At 56.0% G+C, this 19,504-nt stretch carries 15 protein-coding genes; 13 read left to right on the plus strand and 2 right to left on the minus strand.

Annotation, left to right across the window (positions count from 1 at the left end):
- Nucleotides 1-46 precede the first annotated feature (46 nt).
- The 4 genes from RDN66_RS05455 (at nt 47) to gntU (ending at nt 3,871) form a co-directional block, all read left to right on the plus strand.
- Nucleotides 47-742 (plus strand): pirin family protein, encoded by a 696-nt coding sequence (locus tag RDN66_RS05455; protein ID WP_035892157.1) that lies wholly within the window; start codon nt 47-49, stop codon nt 740-742.
- A 102-nt stretch (nt 743-844) separates the two neighbouring features.
- A complete protein-coding gene (gene gntR, locus RDN66_RS05460) occupies nt 845-1,840 on the plus strand; it encodes a gluconate operon transcriptional repressor GntR (RefSeq protein ID WP_123650883.1) in 996 nt (331 codons plus the stop codon).
- A gap of 160 nt (nt 1,841-2,000) precedes the next feature.
- On the plus strand, nt 2,001-2,534 hold the full coding sequence (gntK, locus tag RDN66_RS05465) for a gluconokinase (protein WP_035892154.1): 534 nt from the start codon (nt 2,001-2,003) through the stop codon (nt 2,532-2,534).
- A complete protein-coding gene (gene gntU / locus RDN66_RS05470) occupies nt 2,531-3,871 on the plus strand; it encodes a gluconate transporter (protein ID WP_035892153.1) in 1,341 nt (446 codons plus the stop codon). The genes gntK and gntU overlap by 4 nt, the downstream gene beginning before the upstream one ends.
- A gap of 41 nt (nt 3,872-3,912) precedes the next feature.
- Here the strand turns inward: gntU and RDN66_RS05475 are convergent, their stop codons facing one another.
- Nucleotides 3,913-4,506 (minus strand): YhgN family NAAT transporter, encoded by a 594-nt coding sequence (locus RDN66_RS05475; RefSeq protein WP_035892151.1) that lies wholly within the window; start codon nt 4,504-4,506, stop codon nt 3,913-3,915.
- Between the two features lie 233 nt (nt 4,507-4,739).
- On the opposite strand from RDN66_RS05475, the gene asd reads away from it, so the two are divergent.
- The 6 genes from asd (at nt 4,740) to glgP (ending at nt 15,539) form a co-directional block, all read left to right on the plus strand.
- Entirely contained in the window at nt 4,740-5,846 is a 1,107-nt protein-coding gene (gene asd, locus RDN66_RS05480) for an aspartate-semialdehyde dehydrogenase (RefSeq protein ID WP_035892150.1), read from the plus strand.
- A 252-nt stretch (nt 5,847-6,098) separates the two neighbouring features.
- Complete coding sequence (gene glgB, locus RDN66_RS05485; RefSeq protein WP_202217049.1) at nt 6,099-8,285, plus strand: 1,4-alpha-glucan branching enzyme; 2,187 nt, start codon at nt 6,099-6,101, stop codon at nt 8,283-8,285.
- Between the two features lie 2 nt (nt 8,286-8,287).
- Nucleotides 8,288-10,264, plus strand: a complete 1,977-nt coding sequence (gene glgX / locus RDN66_RS05490; protein WP_202217050.1) for a glycogen debranching protein GlgX — start codon at nt 8,288-8,290, stop codon at nt 10,262-10,264.
- Between the two features lie 81 nt (nt 10,265-10,345).
- Nucleotides 10,346-11,641 (plus strand): glucose-1-phosphate adenylyltransferase, encoded by a 1,296-nt coding sequence (glgC, locus tag RDN66_RS05495; RefSeq protein ID WP_035892146.1) that lies wholly within the window; start codon nt 10,346-10,348, stop codon nt 11,639-11,641.
- Nucleotides 11,641-13,074: a glycogen synthase GlgA gene (gene glgA / locus RDN66_RS05500; RefSeq protein WP_035892145.1), complete on the plus strand. Its 1,434-nt coding sequence runs from the start codon at nt 11,641-11,643 to the stop codon at nt 13,072-13,074. The genes glgC and glgA overlap by 1 nt, the downstream gene beginning before the upstream one ends.
- Nucleotides 13,075-13,091: 17 nt before the next feature.
- Nucleotides 13,092-15,539 (plus strand): glycogen phosphorylase, encoded by a 2,448-nt coding sequence (gene glgP, locus RDN66_RS05505; protein ID WP_123650879.1) that lies wholly within the window; start codon nt 13,092-13,094, stop codon nt 15,537-15,539.
- Nucleotides 15,540-15,589: 50 nt separating this feature from the next.
- Here glgP and glpD read toward each other — a convergent pair whose 3' ends face one another.
- Nucleotides 15,590-17,098 (minus strand): glycerol-3-phosphate dehydrogenase, encoded by a 1,509-nt coding sequence (glpD, locus tag RDN66_RS05510; RefSeq protein ID WP_035892141.1) that lies wholly within the window; start codon nt 17,096-17,098, stop codon nt 15,590-15,592.
- Nucleotides 17,099-17,299: 201 nt separating this feature from the next.
- Here glpD and glpE point away from each other — a divergent pair, with 201 nt between their 5' ends.
- The 3 genes from glpE (at nt 17,300) to RDN66_RS05525 (ending at nt 19,363) form a co-directional block, all read left to right on the plus strand.
- Entirely contained in the window at nt 17,300-17,635 is a 336-nt protein-coding gene (gene glpE / locus RDN66_RS05515; protein ID WP_035892140.1) for a thiosulfate sulfurtransferase GlpE, read from the plus strand.
- Between the two features lie 121 nt (nt 17,636-17,756).
- Nucleotides 17,757-18,587, plus strand: a complete 831-nt coding sequence (glpG, locus tag RDN66_RS05520; protein WP_035892139.1) for a rhomboid family intramembrane serine protease GlpG — start codon at nt 17,757-17,759, stop codon at nt 18,585-18,587.
- Between the two features lie 17 nt (nt 18,588-18,604).
- A complete protein-coding gene (locus RDN66_RS05525) occupies nt 18,605-19,363 on the plus strand; it encodes a DeoR/GlpR family transcriptional regulator (RefSeq protein WP_035892137.1) in 759 nt (252 codons plus the stop codon).
- The last annotated feature ends 141 nt before the right edge of the window (nt 19,364-19,504 follow it).

The following is a 19,504-nucleotide window of genomic DNA, read 5'->3' on the forward strand; positions in this document are numbered from 1 at the left end:
GGTTTACGTCCAAACTTGTTTCATCGAAAACATGAGGGGGTAAAAAATGATTTTCTTACGCAAAGCAAATGAACGTGGTCATGCGAATCATGGTTGGCTGGATTCCTGGCATACCTTCTCGTTTGCCGATTACTACGACCCGAATTACATGGGCTTCTCGGCACTGCGCGTGATTAACGATGACGTGATTGATGCAGGCCAGGGTTTCGGTACTCACCCGCATAAAGACATGGAAATCCTGACCTATGTTCTGGAAGGCGCCGTTGAGCACCAGGACAGCATGGGTAACAAAGAGCAGGTTCCAGCGGGCGAGTTCCAGATTATGAGCGCGGGTACCGGTATTCGTCACTCCGAGTACAACCCAAGCGCCACCGATAAGCTGCACCTGTACCAGATCTGGATCATTCCAGAAAAAACCGGCATCACGCCGCGCTACGAACAGCGCCGCTTCGACGCCCTTCAGGGCAAACAGCTGGTGTTGTCTCCGGATGCTCGTGAAGGCTCGCTGAAGGTGTACCAGGATATGGAGCTGTACCGTTGGGCGCTGGCGAAAGGCGAACAGTCGGTGCATCAGATTGCCGCTGACCGCCGTGTGTGGATTCAGGTAGTAAAAGGCGAAGTGAGCATCAACGGCACCAAAGCCACCACCAGCGATGGTCTGGCCATCTGGGACGAGCAAGCGATTTCTGTTCACGCAGATAGCGAAAGTGAAATTTTACTCTTCGATCTGCCGCCAGTTTGATCCGGCTTAAATAAATCACGCAACCTCCCTAATCTTGCGGGGAGGTTGCGCCATCTCCGTGGTAAACTTCAGCAATATTTCACCTTTGCTTACCTCCGGACGATGAAAAAGAAAAGACCCGTACTTCAGGATGTTGCCGATCGCGTTGGCGTAACCAAAATGACGGTTAGCCGTTTTCTCCGTAACCCGGAACAGGTTTCCGTGGCGTTACGCGGCAAAATTGCGGCGGCTCTTGATGATTTGGGTTACATCCCCAACCGGGCTCCCGATATTCTCTCCAACGCGACCAGCCGCGCTATTGGCGTGCTGCTGCCATCGTTAACCAACCAGGTCTTTGCAGAGGTGCTTCGCGGCGTGGAAAGCGTCACCGACGCCCACGGCTACCAGACTATGCTGGCGCACTACGGTTACAAGCCGGAAATGGAGCAGGAGCGTCTGGAATCGATGCTCTCCTGGAATATTGACGGTCTGATTCTCACCGAACGTAACCACACTCCGCGCACCCTGAAGATGATTGAAGTCGCCGGTATTCCGGTGGTGGAGCTGATGGACAGCCAGTCTCCGTGCCTCGACATCGCCGTGGGTTTTGACAACTTTGAAGCTGCGCGCCAGATGACGGCGGCGATTATTGCCCGTGGCCATCGCCACATTGCCTATTTAGGCGCACGTCTCGACGAACGTACTATCATCAAGCAGAAGGGCTACGAGCAGGCCATGCTTGACGCGGGCCTGACGCCCTACAGCGTGATGGTAGAACAGTCGTCTTCTTATACTTCCGGCATTGAACTGATGCGCCAGGCGCGACGTGAGTTTTCGAACCTGGACGGTATTTTCTGTACCAACGATGACCTGGCGGTCGGCGCGGCGTTTGAATGCCAGCGCCTTGGGCTGAGAATTCCGGACGATATCGCGATTGCCGGTTTCCACGGCCATGACATTGGCCAGGTGATGGAGCCGCGTCTTGCCAGCGTGCTGACCCCGCGTGAACGCATGGGGCGCATCGGCGCAGAGCGCCTGCTGGCGCGTATTCGCGGTGAAGTGGTTACGCCAAAAATGTTAGATTTAGGTTTCACTTTGTCACCGGGCGGATCTATTTAGCCCTAACAAGTTTGAACTAGATCACACATATTCACTTAGAATTCACTTCAGGCACGAATGGTTATTGCTTATCCATTTGCCCCGCAGGACAATGTTACCGATAACTGTTACCCGTAACAATTAACCCGAATGAATTGCCAGTGCCCAACAGGAGGACGCCTTGAGCACGACTAACCACGATCACCACGTCTATGTACTGATGGGCGTATCCGGCAGCGGTAAATCCGCCGTCGCTAGCGAAGTCGCACACCGTCTGAACGCCGCGTTCCTTGACGGCGACTTCCTGCATCCACGTAGCAATATCGTCAAAATGTCCTCCGGCGAACCGCTGAACGACGACGATCGCAAACCGTGGCTGCAGGCGCTGAACGACGCCGCTTTCGCCATGCAGCGTACTAACAAAGTTTCACTGATTGTCTGCTCCGCGTTGAAAAAAACGTACCGCGACATCCTGCGTGAAGGCAACCCGAATCTCTCCTTCGTCTACCTGAAAGGGGACTTCGACGTGATTGAGAGCCGCCTGAAGGCGCGTAAAGGCCACTTCTTCAAAACGCAGATGCTGGTCACTCAGTTCGAAACCCTGCAAGAGCCAGGCGCAGACGAACGCGATGTACTGGTGGTTGATATCGATCAGCCGCTGGAAGGCGTTATCGACAGCACGATTGAAGTGATCAACAAAGGCCGTACCGCGTGACAACTTTAACGCTCGTTTTAACCGCAGTTGGCTCCGTTCTGCTGCTGCTGTTTTTAGTCATGAAGGCGCGTATGCACGCCTTCCTGGCTTTGATGGTGGTTTCTATTGGTGCAGGGCTTTTCTCCGGTATGCCGTTGATTAAAATCGCGGAAACCATGGAGAAAGGGATGGGCGGTACGCTGGGCTTCCTGGCTATCGTGGTCGCGCTGGGCGCGATGTTCGGCAAAGTTCTGCATGAGACCGGCGCGGTCGATCAGATTGCCGTCAAAATGCTGAAATCGTTTGGCCACAGCCGTGCGCACTATGCGATTGGTATTGCCGGTCTTATCTGCGCGCTGCCGCTGTTCTTTGAAGTGGCTATCGTGCTGCTGATTAGCGTCGCGTTCTCAATGGCGCGCCACACCGGGACGAACCTGGTGAAGCTGGTGATCCCTCTGTTTGCGGGCGTTGCCGCCGCTGCGGCGTTCCTGCTGCCGGGGCCAGCGCCGATGCTGCTGGCGTCGCAGATGCACGCTGACTTTGGCTGGATGATTCTGATTGGCCTGTGTGCGGCGATTCCGGGGATGATTATTGCCGGCCCGCTGTGGGGCAACTTTATCAGCCGCTACGTTGAGCTGAACATTCCTGATGACATCACCGAGCCGCACCTTGGCGAAGGCAAAATGCCGTCCTTTGGCTTTAGCCTGGCGCTGATCCTGCTGCCGCTGGTGCTGGTCGGTCTGAAAACCGTCGCCGCGCGTTTCGTGCCGGTGGGGTCAGAAACCTATCAGTGGTTTGAATTTATCGGCCATCCGTTCACCGCGATCCTGATTGCCTGCCTGGTGGCTATCTATGGTCTGGCGTTCCGTCAGGGCATGGAAAAAGACAAAGTGATGGCGATTTGCGGCGCGGCGCTGCAGCCTGCGGGGATTATCCTGCTGGTGATTGGTGCCGGTGGCGTGTTCAAACAGGTGCTGGTGGATTCCGGCGTTGGCCCAGCATTGGGTGAAGCCCTGACCGGTATGGGTCTGCCGATTGCGCTGACCTGCTTCATCCTGGCAGCAGCGGTACGTATTATTCAGGGTTCCGCCACGGTTGCGTGTTTGACCGCGGTTGGCCTGGTGATGCCGGTGATTGAACAGCTGCACTACAGCGGCGCACAGTTAGCGGCGCTTTCTATCTGTATCGGCGGCGGTTCTATCGTGGTGAGCCACGTAAACGACGCGGGCTTCTGGCTGTTCGGTAAATTTACCGGTGCCACCGAAGCACAGACGCTGAAAACCTGGACCATGATGGAAACCATCCTGGGAACGGTTGGTGCCATTATCGGTATGATCGCGTTTACGCTGTTGAGTTAATATCCCGTTTGTTGGCCGGGCAACTGCCCGGCCAAATTATTTTATCCCTTCATCCACATCCGAATACCGTCCAGGAACATCTGGGTGGCCATCATCACCAGAATCAATCCCATCAGACGCTCCAGCGCGTTTACCCCTTTCTCGCCCAGCAGACGCAGGAACAGCGACGACTGCAGCAAAATCACCACCGTACCGCCCCAGGCAATCAGCAGCGCAATCACCAGATGCGACAAATTATTCGGATACTGATGCGAAAGCAGCATTAAGGTCGCCAGCAACGTTGGCCCGGCCACTAATGGAATCGCGAGCGGCACAATAAACGGCTCTTCACCCGCCGGCAGCCCCGAACTATTTCCGGTGGCGCTAGGGAAAATCATCTTGATGGCAATCAGGAACAAAATGATGCCGCCGGAGATGGAAACCGTTTCAGCGCGCAGGTTTAAAAACGCCAGAATCTTCTCGCCCGCGAAGAGAAAAATCAGCATGAGTAGAAGTGCGATTAAAAGCTCACGTATCATGATCGCCTTGCGGCGCTTGGGTTCGGTGTGTTTTAGCACCGACATAAAAATGGGCAAATTTCCCAGTGGATCCATAATCAGGATCAATAAAACTGCGGCGGAAAAGATTTCACTCATCACTCAAATTCCCTGATAATTATTGCGGACTTTCTGCTCTACGCATCACTCTGACCGCGTACTGTGGTAGGAGGAAATGCGTCCCCTATGGACGAGGGGATAAGTTGCACTTCTGATCGCCAGGCAATCATTGATTAATTTTGCTTGCGACTTTAGCTGCATTTTGTAATGTGAGGGGATGCCAGGGGCACTTATTCACATATACAGCACATATATCTGCAGGAAAACACGCTATGAAAAATGTTGGTTTTATCGGTTGGCGCGGAATGGTCGGCTCTGTACTCATGCAACGCATGGTAGAAGAGCGCGATTTTGACGCCATTCGCCCCGTCTTCTTCTCCACCTCCCAATTAGGGCAAGCTGCGCCAACTTTCGGCGGCAGCGCGGGTGGCAAGCTTCAGGATGCTTTCGATCTTGAAGCGCTGAAGGCGCTCGACATTATTGTCACCTGTCAGGGCGGCGATTATACCAACGAAATCTATCCTAAGCTGCGTGAAAGCGGTTGGCAGGGCTACTGGATTGACGCCGCCTCTTCGCTGCGTATGGAAAATGATGCCATCATCATTCTCGACCCGGTAAACCAGCAGGTCATTACCGATGGCCTGAACAACGGCGTGAAAACCTTCGTTGGCGGTAACTGTACCGTCAGCCTGATGCTGATGTCCCTCGGCGGCCTGTTTGCGAACGACCTGGTCGAGTGGGCTTCTGTGGCAACCTATCAAGCGGCCTCCGGCGGCGGTGCGCGCCATATGCGCGAACTGCTGACCCAGATGGGCCAACTGCATCATCACGTTGCCAACGAACTGGCTGACCCGGCTTCCGCTATCCTCGAGATCGAACGTAAGGTCACTACCCTGACCCGCAGTGGCGATCTGGCAGTCGATAACTTCGGCGTTCCGCTGGCAGGCAGCCTGATTCCGTGGATCGACAAACAGCTTGATAACGGCCAGAGCCGCGAAGAGTGGAAAGGCCAGGCTGAGACCAACAAAATTCTCGCCACCTCTTCCGTTATCCCGGTTGATGGCCTTTGCGTGCGCGTCGGTGCGCTGCGCTGCCACAGCCAGGCATTCACGCTGAAATTGAAAAAAGATATTTCCATAAGTTCTGTAGAGGAATTACTGGCCGCGCACAACCCGTGGGCGAAAGTGGTTCCTAACGACCGTGAAATTACCATGCGTGAACTGACGCCAGCTGCGGTCACCGGTACGCTGACCACGCCAGTTGGACGTTTGCGCAAACTGAACATGGGGCCGGAGTATTTGTCAGCGTTTACCGTTGGCGACCAGCTTCTGTGGGGCGCAGCGGAGCCGCTGCGTCGTATGCTACGCCAGTTGGCATAAACATTTGTTAATCGATGAGGGGTGGCGAACCACCCCTTTTTTTTGCGTAATACAAGGAGTAAACGCAGTGATGTTAATTTTTCTCTCAGGAGTCAGGTAAAGCGTTGGCTATGCTTTAATCAAGGTCTGTTACCTTGACTGAAGGTTGAACGGAGCCGAGAGAGCACACGACTTTGTGCTGCGCCGTTCAGGTCACAAAATATCGCCATTTACAGTGGATTGAGGCGATACAAAAACTAAGGATGATGAAGCATGTCTGATCGTGTTGATAGAGACGTGATTAATGCGTTGATCGCAGGCCATTTTGCGGATCCCTTTTCCGTACTGGGTATGCACCAAACGGAAGCGGGACTGGAAGTCCGAGCATTGCTGCCCGACGCGACCGATGTTTGGGTGATTGAACCTAAAACAGGACGTAAAGTCGGTAAACTTGATTGCGTGGACTCACGTGGTTTCTTTTGTGGCGTACTGCCGCGTCGTAAAAATTTCTTCCGTTACCAGTTGGCAGTCGTCTGGCATGGCCAACAGAACCTCATTGACGATCCTTACCGTTTTGGCCCGCTGCTTCCAGAAATGGACGCATGGTTGCTGTCTGAAGGTACCCACTTACGCCCCTATGAAAAGCTGGGCGCGCATGCGGATACCGTGGATGGCGTTACCGGTACGCGCTTTGCCGTTTGGGCGCCTAACGCCCGCCGCGTGTCGGTCGTTGGTCAGTTCAACTACTGGGACGGTCGCCGCCACCCGATGCGCCTGCGTCAGGAAACGGGGATTTGGGAGCTGTTCATTCCGGGAGCGCACAACGGTCAGCTCTATAAATTCGAGATGATCGATGCCCGCGGCGCGCTGCGGATTAAAGCCGACCCCTATGCGTTCGAAGCCCAAATGCGCCCGGAAACGGCCTCGCTGATTTGTGGCTTACCACCAAAGGTTGAACAGAGCGAAGCACGCAAAAAGGCTAACCAGCTTGATGCCCCTATCTCTATCTATGAGGTGCATCTGGGCTCCTGGCGTCGTCATACCGACAACAACTACTGGCTGAGCTATCGCGAACTGGCAGAACAGTTGGTGCCGTACGCCAAATGGATGGGCTTCACCCACCTGGAGCTGCTGCCGGTAAACGAGCACCCGTTTGACGGAAGCTGGGGCTACCAGCCAACCGGGCTTTACGCGCCAACCCGCCGTTTCGGTACCCGCGAAGATTTCCGCTACTTTATCAATGCCGCACACGCTGCGGGCCTGAATGTAATTCTCGACTGGGTGCCAGGTCACTTCCCGTCTGATGATTTCGCGCTGGCCGAGTTTGACGGCACCAACCTGTATGAGCATGGCGACCCGCGCGAAGGCTATCATCAGGACTGGAATACCCTTATCTACAACTATGGCCGCCGCGAAGTGACCAACTTCCTGGTGGGCAACGCCCTGTACTGGGTGGAACGCTTCGGCATTGATGCGCTGCGCGTCGATGCGGTGGCATCAATGATTTACCGCGACTACAGTCGTAAAGAGGGCGAATGGATCCCGAACGAGTTCGGCGGTCGCGAAAACCTCGAAGCGATTGAGTTTCTGCGTCAGACCAACCGCGTGTTGGGTGAGCAGGTTCCCGGCGCGGTAAGCATGGCGGAAGAGTCGACCGACTTTGCGGGCGTATCGCGTCCGTCCGATATGGGCGGACTGGGCTTCTGGTTTAAGTGGAACCTGGGTTGGATGCACGACACCCTGGACTACATGAAGCTCGACCCGGTTCACCGCCAGTACCATCATGACAAAATGACCTTCGGCATGCTCTACAACTACACGGAAAACTTCGTGTTGCCGTTGTCGCATGACGAAGTGGTTCACGGTAAGAAATCTATCCTGGACCGTATGCCGGGCGACGCGTGGCAGAAATTTGCCAACCTGCGTGCCTACTACGGCTGGATGTTCGCTTTCCCGGGCAAAAAGCTGCTGTTTATGGGGGATGAGTTTGCTCAGGGCCGCGAATGGAACTTTGATGGCAGCCTCGACTGGCATCTGCTGGAAGGCGACGACAACTGGCATAACGGGGTGCAGCGCCTGGTGCGTGACCTCAACCATACTTATCGTCACCACAAAGCGATGCACGAGCTGGACTTTGACCCGTACGGCTTCGAGTGGCTGGTGGTCGATGACCACGCCCGCTCGGTGTTTGCCTTTGTCCGTCGTGACAAAGCGGGCAATGAAGTGATTGTGGTCAACAACTTTACGCCGGTACCGCGCCAGGATTACCGCTTCGGCATTAATCAGCCGGGCCGCTGGCGCGAAGTGCTCAACACCGACTCCGCCCACTATCACGGCAGCAATGCCGGGAACGGCGGGCTGGTGCAGAGCGATGCGATTGAAAGCCATGGCCGTGCGCAGTCGCTGAGTTTGACGCTGCCGCCGCTGTCGACCATCTGGTTAGTTCGGGAAGGGGATTAAACATGAGCCAACTCGCCGCAGGGAAGCCCGCGCCGCTCGGCGCAAGCTATGACGGTGAAGGCGTAAACTTTACGCTCTTCTCGGCACATGCGGAGCGGGTAGAACTGTGCGTGTTTGACGCGCAGGGCACGGAGACACGCTATGACTTACCCGCACGCAGCGGCGACGTCTGGCATGGCTATATGCCTCATGCGCGTCCTGGCTTACGTTACGGCTATCGGGTGCACGGCCCGTGGAACCCGCAGCAAGGGCACCGGTTTAACCCGGCAAAGCTGCTGCTGGACCCATGCTGCTTCAGCGCCGAGGGTGAACCGGACGACTCCCTGCATTTTCACGGCGGTTACGACGAGCCGGACGGCCACGATACCGCGGCGATTGCGCCGAAATCGGTCGTCGTCGACCTAACCTACGACTGGCAAGACGATACTGCCCCACGCACCGCGTGGGGCAAAACGGTCCTCTACGAAGCGCACGTCAAAGGGCTGACTTACCGTCACCCCGGGCTGCCGGAACCGATTCGCGGCACCTACAAAGCGCTGGGTCACCCGGTGATGATTGCCTACCTCAAGCGCCTTGGCATTACCGCGCTGGAGCTGATGCCGGTGGCGCATTTCGGCAACGAGCAGCGGCTGCAACGCATGGGGCTGAGAAACTATTGGGGTTACAACCCACTGGCGATGTTTGCGCTGTCGCCGCGTTACGCCAGCGCGCCTGAGCATGCGCTGGATGAGTTTCGCGATGCGGTAAAAGCGCTGCACAAAGCCGGTATTGAAGTGATCCTGGATGTGGTGTTGAACCACAGCGCCGAGCTGGATCTGCATTGCCAGACCTTCTCGCTGCGGGGGATTGATAATCGTAGCTATTATTGGTTACGGGAAGACGGCGATTATCACAACTGGACGGGCTGCGGTAACACTCTGAACCTCAGCCACCCTGGCGTCGTGGAATACGCGCGTCAGTGCCTGCGTTTCTGGGTCGACGTCTGCCACGTTGACGGTTTTCGTTTTGATTTAGCGCCGGTGATGGGCCGTACGCCGGGCTATCGGCAGGATGCGCCGCTGTTCAACGCGCTTCATGACGACCCGGTGCTCTCCACGGTGAAGCTGATTGCCGAACCGTGGGACATCGGTGAAGGCGGCTATCAGGTAGGGAATTTCCCGCCGGCCTTCAGCGAATGGAACGACCATTTCCGGGATGCCATGCGTCGCTTCTGGCTTGAAGAGTCGCTGTCGCTGGGGGATTTTGCCCAGCGCTTTGCCGCTTCTAGCGACGTGTATGCGCATCAGGAGCGTCGCCCTCGCGCGACGATAAATCTGGTGACCGCCCACGATGGATTCACCCTGCGCGACTGTGTCAGCTTTAACGGCAAGCACAACGATGCTAACGGTGAAGAGAATCGTGACGGCACTAGCAATAACCATAGCAATAATCATGGTATCGAAGGATTGGAAGCAAACCTGGAAGTAATGGCACGTCGGCAAAAAAGCGTTCAGGCGCTGCTGACAACGCTGCTGTTATCGCAGGGAACGCCAATGTTGCTGGCCGGTGATGAACACGGTCACAGCCAGCAAGGTAACAACAATGCCTACTGTCAGGACAATACGTTGACCTGGCTCGATTGGGAAAACGCAGATGACGCGCTGACGGACTTTACCGCCGCCCTGATTCACCTGCGCCGGCAGATCCCCGCGTTGACGGACGACCGCTGGTGGCAGGAAGGGGATGGCAATGTCCAGTGGCTCAATCAGGATGCGCAACCGCTGTCTGCCGAGGAATGGCAGCACGGTGCACGCCGAATGCAGATTCTGCTTTCCGATCGTTGGCTCATTACGCTCAATGCGACGCAAGACGCGACAAACTTGACGTTACCCAAGGGGGAATGGCGCGCCGTTCCTCCATTCACCGACGCTGGCACGTCGGTCGTCGTGGCTGTCTGGCATGGGCCCGCGCACGGAGTGTGCGTATTTCAAAGGTCATAGTCTCTGAATTACCCGGAACCCCGCGTTATCGCGTGAGGACACCTCATTACCCGGAAGGACGAGCAACAAAAGGAGTTAATCATGGTTAGGCTAGAAAAAAACGATCCCTTAATGCTGGCTCGCCAGTTACCTATTAAATCCGTCGCCCTGATTCTGGCAGGCGGACGCGGTACGCGACTCAAGGATCTGACCAACAAGCGGGCAAAACCCGCAGTACACTTTGGCGGCAAATTCCGCATTATCGACTTTGCTTTATCTAACTGCTTGAACTCCGGGATTCGCCGTATTGGCGTTATCACCCAATATCAGTCCCACACGCTGGTCCAGCACATCCAGCGCGGATGGTCCTTCTTCAGTGAACAGATGAACGAATTTGTGGATCTGCTGCCCGCTCAGCAGCGGATGCACGGTGAAAACTGGTATCGCGGTACCGCTGATGCGGTGACCCAGAACCTCGATATTATTCGCCGTTACAAGGCGGAGTATGTGGTTATCCTGGCCGGTGACCACATCTACAAACAAGACTACTCGCGCATGCTTATCGACCACGTCGAAAAAGGCGCGCGCTGCACCGTAGCGTGCATTCCGGTGCCCATTGAAGAGGCAACGGCGTTCGGCGTGATGGCGGTTGACGAAAACGACAAGATTATCGATTTCGTGGAAAAACCGGCGAACCCACCGGCCATGCCAAGCGACCCAACCAAGGCGCTGGCGAGCATGGGGATCTATGTCTTTGATGCTGATTACCTTTATGAGCTGCTGGAACGCGACGACGTTAACGAAAACTCCAGTCACGACTTTGGCAAAGATTTAATTCCGCTGATTACCAAAGCTGGCGCGGCTTATGCACATCCATTCCCGCTGTCCTGCGTACAGTCTGACCCGCAAGCGGAACCGTACTGGCGCGATGTGGGTACGCTTGAAGCGTACTGGAAAGCGAACCTTGACCTGGCATCGGTGACGCCTGAGCTGGATATGTACGACCAGGACTGGCCTATTCGCACGCACATGGAGTCTCTGCCGCCAGCGAAGTTCGTCCAGGACCGCTCTGGTAGCCACGGTATGACCCTGAACTCACTGGTTTCCGGTGGCTGTATTATTTCCGGCTCCGTGGTGGTGCAGTCAGTGCTGTTCCCACGCGTGCGCGTGAATTCATTCTGTAACATTGATTCGGCAGTCTTACTGCCAGATGTCTGGGTTGGTCGTTCCTCACGCCTGCGTCGCTGCGTTATTGATAGGGCCTGTGTGATCCCAGAAGGGATGGTGATCGGTGAAGATGCGGAAGAAGATGCACGTCGCTTTTACCGCTCGGACGAAGGGATCGTGCTGGTGACGCGCGAAATGCTGCGTCAGCTTGGCTACAAACAGGAGCGATAATGCAGGTCTTACATGTTTGTTCTGAGATGTTCCCGTTATTAAAAACGGGCGGTCTGGCGGATGTGATTGGCGCGCTGCCGGCGGCACAGATTGCCGAAGGAACCGATGCACGCGTGCTGTTACCTGCATTCCCGGATATCCGTCGCGGTATCCCGGATGCCAAAGTGGTTAGCCGTCGCGATACCTTTGCCGGGCGCATGACGCTGCTGTTTGGACATTATAACGGCGTGGGCATCTACCTGATTGATGCGCCTCACCTCTACGATCGTCCGGGGAGTCCGTATCACGACACCAACCTGAACGCCTACGTGGATAACGTGAAGCGCTTTGCGCTGTTAGGCTGGGTCGGCAGTGAAATGGCCTGCGGTCTGGACCCGTTCTGGCGACCTGATGTTGTACACGCCCACGACTGGCATGCGGGCCTGGCTCCGGCCTATCTGGCGGCGCGCGGGCGTCCGGCGAAGTCGGTCTTTACCGTACACAACCTGGCCTATCAGGGGCTGTTCTACAGCCACCACATGGAAGAGATTCAGCTGCCAGGTGAGTTCTTCAACATGCATGGCCTCGAATTCCACGGACAGATTTCGTTCCTGAAAGCGGGGCTCTACTACGCCGACCACATTACGGCGGTGAGCCCGACCTATGCGCGGGAAATTACCGAACCGCAGTTCGCCTACGGGATGGAAGGACTGCTGCGTCAGCGCCATCAGGAAGGGCGTCTGTCGGGGATCCTCAACGGCGTTGATGACAACGTCTGGAGTCCGGAAAAAGACCTGCTGCTACCGGCAAGCTACAGCCGCGACACGCTGGAGCGGAAAGCGGAAAACAAACGCCAGCTTCAGACGGCGATGGGGCTGAAGGTGGATGACTCCGCGCCGCTGTTTGCGGTGGTGAGTCGACTGACCAGCCAGAAAGGGCTGGATCTGGTGCTCGAAGCGCTGCCGGGCCTGCTTGAACAGGGCGGTCAGTTGGCGCTGCTTGGCGCGGGCGACCCGGTATTGCAGGAAGGTTTTCTCGCCGCCGCCGCGGAACATCCGGGGCAGGTGGGCGTACAGATTGGCTACCATGAAGCGTTCTCGCACCGCATTATCGGCGGCGCAGATGTGATTCTGGTGCCGAGCCGCTTTGAACCGTGTGGCTTAACGCAGCTTTATGGGTTGAAGTACGGCACGTTGCCGCTGGTTCGCCGTACCGGTGGCCTGGCCGACACCGTTGCGGATAGTTCGCTTGAGAACCTTGCCGATGGCATCGCCAGCGGCTTTGTGTTCGAAGACAGCAATGCCTGGTCGCTGCTCCGCGCTATCCGCCGTGCTTTCGTATTATGGTCTCGTCCGTCTCTCTGGCGCTACGTGCAGCGTCAGGCGATGAACATGGATTTTAGCTGGCAGGTTGCTGCGCACGCGTATCGTGAGCTTTATCAACGCCTGATCTAACTACGGGGATCTTAGTTATGAATGCACCTTTTTCGTATGCATCACCGACTCTCAGCGTTGAGGCACTGAAGCACTCTATTGCCTATAAGCTGATGTTTACCATCGGGAAAGATCCGGCTATCGCGAATAAACACGAATGGCTGAACGCCACGCTGTTTGCCGTGCGCGATCGCTTGGTTGAACGCTGGCTGCGCTCTAACCGCGCGCAGCTTTCCCAGGAAACTCGCCAGGTTTACTACCTGTCGATGGAGTTTTTGATTGGCCGCACGCTTTCCAATGCGCTGTTGTCGTTAGGTCTTTATGACGACGTGAAAAACGCGCTGGAAGGAATGGGGTTAGACCTGGAAGAACTGATCGACGAAGAGAATGACCCAGGGCTTGGCAACGGTGGCTTAGGTCGTCTGGCAGCCTGCTTCCTCGACTCGCTGGCAACCCTGGCGCTGCCGGGCCGCGGCTACGGCATTCGCTACGATTACGGCATGTTCAAACAGAACATCGTCGACGGTCGTCAGAAAGAGTCTCCGGACTACTGGCTGGAATACGGTAACCCGTGGGAGTTCCCGCGCCACAACACGCGCTATAAGGTTCGCTTCGGCGGCCGCGTGCAGATGGAAGGCAAAACCAGCCACTGGCTGGAAACAGAAGAGATTCTGGCGGTGGCTTACGACCAGATTATCCCGGGCTACGATACCGACGCGACCAACACGCTGCGTCTGTGGAACGCGCAGGCCAGTAGCGAAATCAACCTCGGTAAGTTTAACCAGGGCGACTATTTCGCGGCGGTGGAAGATAAAAACCACTCCGAGAACGTGTCCCGCGTGCTCTACCCGGATGACTCGACCTACTCTGGGCGCGAACTGCGTCTGCGTCAGGAGTACTTCCTGGTTTCGGCCACGGTGCAGGATATTTTAAGCCGCCACTACATGTTGCATAAAACCTATGACAACCTGGCGGATAAAATTGCCATTCACCTCAACGACACCCACCCGGTGCTGTCGATTCCTGAGTTGATGCGCCTGCTGATTGACGAACACAAGTTTAGCTGGGATGAGGCGTTTACCGTCACCTGTCAGGTCTTCTCGTACACCAACCACACGCTGATGAGCGAGGCGCTGGAAACCTGGCCGGTCGATATGCTCGGCAAGATTCTGCCGCGTCACCTGCAGATTATCTTCGAGATTAACGACTACTTCCTGAAAACGTTGCAGGAGCAGTACCCGAACGATACCGGGCTGCTGAGCCGCACGTCGATCATCGATGAGTCCAACGGTCGTCGCGTGCGTATGGCGTGGCTGGCGGTGGTGGTGAGCAAGAAGGTCAACGGCGTTTCCGAGCTGCACTCGAACCTGATGGTGCAGTCGCTGTTTGCTGACTTCGCCGCCATCTTCCCGATGCGCTTTACCAACGTGACCAACGGCGTGACGCCACGTCGCTGGCTGGCGCTGGCGAACCCGGCGCTCTCTGATGTGCTGGATGAAAATATCGGTCAGACCTGGCGTTCTGACCTGAGCCAGCTGCAAGAGTTAGAGCAGCATATCGACTATCCGAAGGTGAATCAGGCGGTGCATCACGCCAAGCTTGAGAACAAAAAGCGTCTCGCGGCCTTTATCGCCCAGAATCTCAACGTGGTGGTGAACCCGAACGCGCTGTTCGACGTGCAGATAAAGCGTATTCACGAGTACAAGCGTCAGTTGATGAACGTGCTGCATGTGATTACCCGCTACAACCGCATCAAGGCCGATCCGGATGCGAAGTGGGTACCGCGTGTGAACATCTTCGCGGGTAAAGCGGCTTCCGCGTACTACATGGCGAAGCACATTATCCACTTGATCAACGATGTGGCGAATGTGATCAACAACGATCCGCAGATTGGCGACAAGCTGAAAGTGGTCTTTATCCCGAACTACAGCGTGAGCCTGGCGCAGATGATCATCCCGGCGGCGGATCTCTCCGAGCAGATCTCGCTGGCGGGCACCGAGGCATCCGGCACCAGTAACATGAAGTTCGCGCTTAACGGGGCGTTGACGATTGGTACGCTGGACGGGGCCAACGTTGAGATGCAGGAGCACGTTGGGGCGGATAACTTCTTTATCTTCGGTAACACCGCTGAAGAGGTGGAAGCGCTGCGTCGCAAAGGCTATAGCCCTCGCGACTACTACGAGCAGGATGAAGAGCTGCGTCAGGTTCTGACGCAAATCGGCACTGGCGTGTTCAGCCCGAGCGAGCCGGGCCGCTACCGTGACCTGGTGGATTCGCTGATTAACTTCGGTGACCACTACCAGGTGCTGGCGGACTATCGCAGCTATGTGGACTGCCAGGACAAGGTTGACGAGCTGTATCTGGAACCTGAAGAGTGGACCACCAAAGCGATGCTCAACATCGCCAACATGGGCTACTTCTCTTCTGACCGCACGATTAAAGAGTATGCTGAGCATATCTGGTATATCGAGCCGGTGAGGCTGTAAAAATAAAACGGGGCCGATTGGCCCCGTTTTTTTCCCGGCGTCACATTACCTCACGACGCCAACGACATTTCAGGCTTTCCCAGCGTTTTCACCAGCCATTCGCTAATACGCGACTGCTGCTCGGCGTTGAGCCACATCCCCTGTTTGGTCCGACGCCAGATAGCATCGTCCAGACGGCGCACCCACTCGTGTTCGACCAGGTAGCGCAGCTCGGCTTCATAAAACTCATGGCCGAAATCTTCACCCAGCCCGGCAATATCCTTCGCCTCACCAATAATCAGCTCACTGTTGCTGCCGTAGGTACGGGCAAAGTGGCGGGCCAGCGATTCGGTAATGAACGGATAGCGACGGCGCAGCTTCGCCGCGTAGTCATCGCGGTCATTGCCAATCTCACCGCCCGGCAGCACGGCGCCTTTGGTCCACGCTGGGCCAATGCCGCTGTAGTACGGCGCCAGTTTTTCCAGCGCGTGCTCGGCGAGCTTACGATAGGTGGTGAGCTTGCCGCCAAAGACCGACAACAGCGGGGCTTTACCGTGGTCGTCGTGAATATCCAGCGTGTAATCGCGGGTGATGGCCTGTGGCGAATCGGACTCGTCATCGCACAGCGGACGTACGCCGGAGTAAGTCCAGACGATATCTTCACGGGCGAGCTGCTTTTTAAAGTGGCCGTTGTAGACCTTCAGCAGATAGTTAATTTCGCTCTCGTCGATCTCAACGTTTTTCGGATCGCCATGGTACTCCACGTCGGTGGTGCCGATGATCGAGAACTCATCCATCCACGGGATCACGAAGACAATACGCTTATCTTCGTTTTGTAAAATATAGGCCTGCTTCTGGCTATGCACGCGCGGTACCACGATATGGCTGCCTTTAATCAGGCGAATGCCGTACGGCGATGGCAGGTGCATGCCGTCGTCAAAGAACTGTTTCACCCATGGACCGGTGGCGTTCACCAGGCCGCGAGCCTGCCAGCGGAATTTTTCACCGCTGTCGATATCTTCCGCTTCGACGACCCACAGGCCGTTTTCACGTTTTGCCGAGATGGCGCGGGTGCGGGTACGGACTTCACCGCCTTTCTTAACCACCATCTGCGCGTTGGCGAGCACCAGGCGCGCATCGTCGACCCAGCAGTCGGAATATTCGAAACCGCGCACGATCTCCGGCTTCAGTACGGATTCTGCGCCAAAACGCAAACCGGTAGAGGCCGGCAGACTGGTTCGTTTGCCCAGATGATCGTACATAAACAGGCCGGTGCGAATCATCCACGCCGGGCGCAGGTGCGGGCGATGCGGCAGGCGGAAACGCATCGGGATAGCGATATGCGGGGCCATTTTCAGCAGCACTTCACGCTCGGCCAGCGCTTCGCTTACCAGGCGGAATTCGTAGTGTTCAAGGTAGCGCAGACCGCCGTGGATCAGTTTTGAGCTCGCGCTGGAGGTGGCGCAGGCCAGGTCTCTGGCTTCCAGCATCAGTACGGATAACCCGCGTCCTGCTGCATCTGCCGCAATGCCTGCACCGTTAATGCCGCCACCTATCACAATCAGATCTTTGGTTTCCATTATTGCTACCTCTGAGACTTTCGTTATAGCTCATTAATGTTCGTTATCGCTCATAATAGCAAGTAAACGCGCTTTTGGTAACATAGAAAAAACATTTTAGAGTGATGTGCATAACATATTGGCGTTTACGTACCGTGAAGACGTACACTTGGCGGTAAAATGTCGTCAGCAAGACACCTGCCATAACGATAAGAGAGCACCATGGATCAGTTTGAATGTATTAACGTAGAACAGGCGCACCAGAAGCTTCAGCAGAATAATGCGGTGCTGGTGGATATTCGCGACCCGCAGAGCTTTGCCATGGGTCATACCCCAGGCGCATTCCATCTGACCAACGACACGCTTGGCGCGTTTATGCGCGATAACGATTTCGAAACCCCGGTGATGGTGATGTGCTATCACGGCAACAGCAGTAAAGGTGCGGCGCAGTACCTGTTACAGCAGGGCTACGACCAGGTTTACAGCGTCGACGGTGGCTTTGATGCCTGGCATCGCCACTTCCCGGCTGAAGTGGTACACGCCGGTTTCCAGGACTGAACTCGTTTTTCCCTTCCAGATGCCGCCTCTCGTTGGGCGGCCTTTGCACGCCGCTGCAACGCATCCGTAAGGGTTTGGGTATATACTGTCCCCTTTTGTGTGGAATAGAAGCGACCTGCTGATGTTGATGATCACCTCTTTTACCAACCCTCGTGTTGCCCAGGCTTTTGTTGACTATATGGCAACACAGGGCGTTATTCTGACTATCCAGCAGCATGCGCGAAGCGATGTCTGGCTTTCCGATGAATCGCAGGAAACGCGCGTACGCGAAGAGCTGGAACGTTTTCTGGCGAATCCGGCCGACCCGCGTTATCTGGCGGCAAGCTGGCAATCCGGGCAGACCAACAGTGGCCTGCACTACCGTCGTTTCCCTTTCCTGGCCGCGCTAAAGGCCGGTGCTGGTCCGGTGACGATGACCATCATGGCCGCCTGCATTCTGGTGTTTATCCTGATGAGCGTGCTGGGCGATCAGGCGGTGATGATCTGGCTTGCCTGGCCGTACGATGATTCGCTGAAATTTGAGCTCTGGCGCTACTTTACCCACGCGTTAATGCATTTCTCATTCGTCCATATCCTCTTCAACCTGCTATGGTGGTGGTACCTCGGCGGTGCGGTTGAAAAGCGCATTGGCAGCGGCAAACTGGTGGTGATTACCGTGATAAGCGCGTTGCTGAGCGGCTTTATTCAGCACCAGTTCAGTGGCCCGTGGTTTGGTGGCCTTTCCGGTGTGGTGTATGCCTTAATGGGCTATGCCTGGCTGCGCGGCGAGCGTGACCCGCAGAGCGGTATTTTCCTGCCGCGCGGGCTGATTATGTTTTCACTCATCTGGCTGGTTGCCGGATGGTTTAACGTTTTTGGGATGTCCATTGCGAACGGCGCGCACGTCACCGGGCTGGTGATTGGCCTGGCTATGGCCTTCGTCGATACGATTAATGTGCGCAAGCGAGCATAATTTTCCAGGGATTCATCATGAAACAAACACAACGTCATGACGCGATAATCGAGCTGGTAAAACTTCAGGGGTACGTGAGTACCGAAGAGCTGGTGGAGCATTTTTCCGTTAGCCCACAGACCATTCGTCGTGATTTGAATGACCTTGCGGATCAGAAAAAGATCCTGCGTCACCACGGTGGTGCGGCGCTGCCGTCCAGCTCGGTGAACGCCTCCTGGCATGACCGTAAGGCGACCCTGGCGTTAGAAAAAGAGCGTATTGCCCAGAAGGTGGCAAGCCAGATCCCGAACGGCTCCGCGCTGTTTATCGATATCGGCACCACGCCGGAAGCGGTGGCTCATGCGCTGCTCAATCACAGCGATCTGCGTATTGTGACCAACAACCTGAACGTGGCCAACACGCTGATGGTGAAAGAAGATTTCCGCATTATCCTGGCTGGCGGCGAGCTGCGCAGCCGGGACGGTGGGATCATCGGGGAAGCGACGCTCGACTTTATCTCTCAGTTCCGCCTGGATTTTGGCATTCTGGGGATAAGCGGTATCGACAGCGACGGTTCGCTGCTGGAGTTTGACTACCACGAGGTGCGCACCAAGCGCGCGATTATCGACAACTCCCGCCACGTGATTCTGGTCGTCGACCATTCGAAATTTGGTCGTAACGCGATGGTAAACATGGGCAGCATCAGCCTGGTGGACGCCGTCTTTACCGACGTTTTGCCACCGCCGGGCGTGATGCAGGTGATTGCGGAAAATGATGTGCAGCTAGAGCTGTGCTGAATTTTGTAGCCCGGCGTCACGACTGTACGACCGGATACATAGGTAACACTTCAGACCGGGAACATAGGTAACACTTTCCTAGTCTATCCGGATAATACTACGGCTTTTCCGGTCATAGTAAGCAAGCGTTATTCCGTTAAA

The sequence above is a fragment of the uncultured Kluyvera sp. genome (genome assembly GCF_902485085.1).
Lineage (GTDB): Bacteria > Pseudomonadota > Gammaproteobacteria > Enterobacterales > Enterobacteriaceae > Kluyvera > Kluyvera ascorbata.

Bases quoted from the DNA above. Each gene is read 5' to 3' on its own strand.
- glpG (WP_035892139.1), top strand. From the start codon at position 17,757: ATGTTGATGATCACCTCTTTTACCAACCCTCGTGTTGCCCAGGCTTTT.
- RDN66_RS05455 (WP_035892157.1), top strand. From the start codon at position 47: ATGATTTTCTTACGCAAAGCAAATGAACGTGGTCATGCGAATCATGGT.
- glpD (WP_035892141.1), bottom strand. From the start codon at position 17,098: ATGGAAACCAAAGATCTGATTGTGATAGGTGGCGGCATTAACGGTGCA.
- glgB (WP_202217049.1), top strand. From the start codon at position 6,099: ATGTCTGATCGTGTTGATAGAGACGTGATTAATGCGTTGATCGCAGGC.
- gntR (WP_123650883.1), top strand. From the start codon at position 845: ATGAAAAAGAAAAGACCCGTACTTCAGGATGTTGCCGATCGCGTTGGC.
- glgX (WP_202217050.1), top strand. From the start codon at position 8,288: ATGAGCCAACTCGCCGCAGGGAAGCCCGCGCCGCTCGGCGCAAGCTAT.
- glpE (WP_035892140.1), top strand. From the start codon at position 17,300: ATGGATCAGTTTGAATGTATTAACGTAGAACAGGCGCACCAGAAGCTT.
- RDN66_RS05475 (WP_035892151.1), bottom strand. From the start codon at position 4,506: ATGAGTGAAATCTTTTCCGCCGCAGTTTTATTGATCCTGATTATGGAT.
- RDN66_RS05525 (WP_035892137.1), top strand. From the start codon at position 18,605: ATGAAACAAACACAACGTCATGACGCGATAATCGAGCTGGTAAAACTT.
- glgC (WP_035892146.1), top strand. From the start codon at position 10,346: ATGGTTAGGCTAGAAAAAAACGATCCCTTAATGCTGGCTCGCCAGTTA.
- asd (WP_035892150.1), top strand. From the start codon at position 4,740: ATGAAAAATGTTGGTTTTATCGGTTGGCGCGGAATGGTCGGCTCTGTA.
- glgA (WP_035892145.1), top strand. From the start codon at position 11,641: ATGCAGGTCTTACATGTTTGTTCTGAGATGTTCCCGTTATTAAAAACG.
- glgP (WP_123650879.1), top strand. From the start codon at position 13,092: ATGAATGCACCTTTTTCGTATGCATCACCGACTCTCAGCGTTGAGGCA.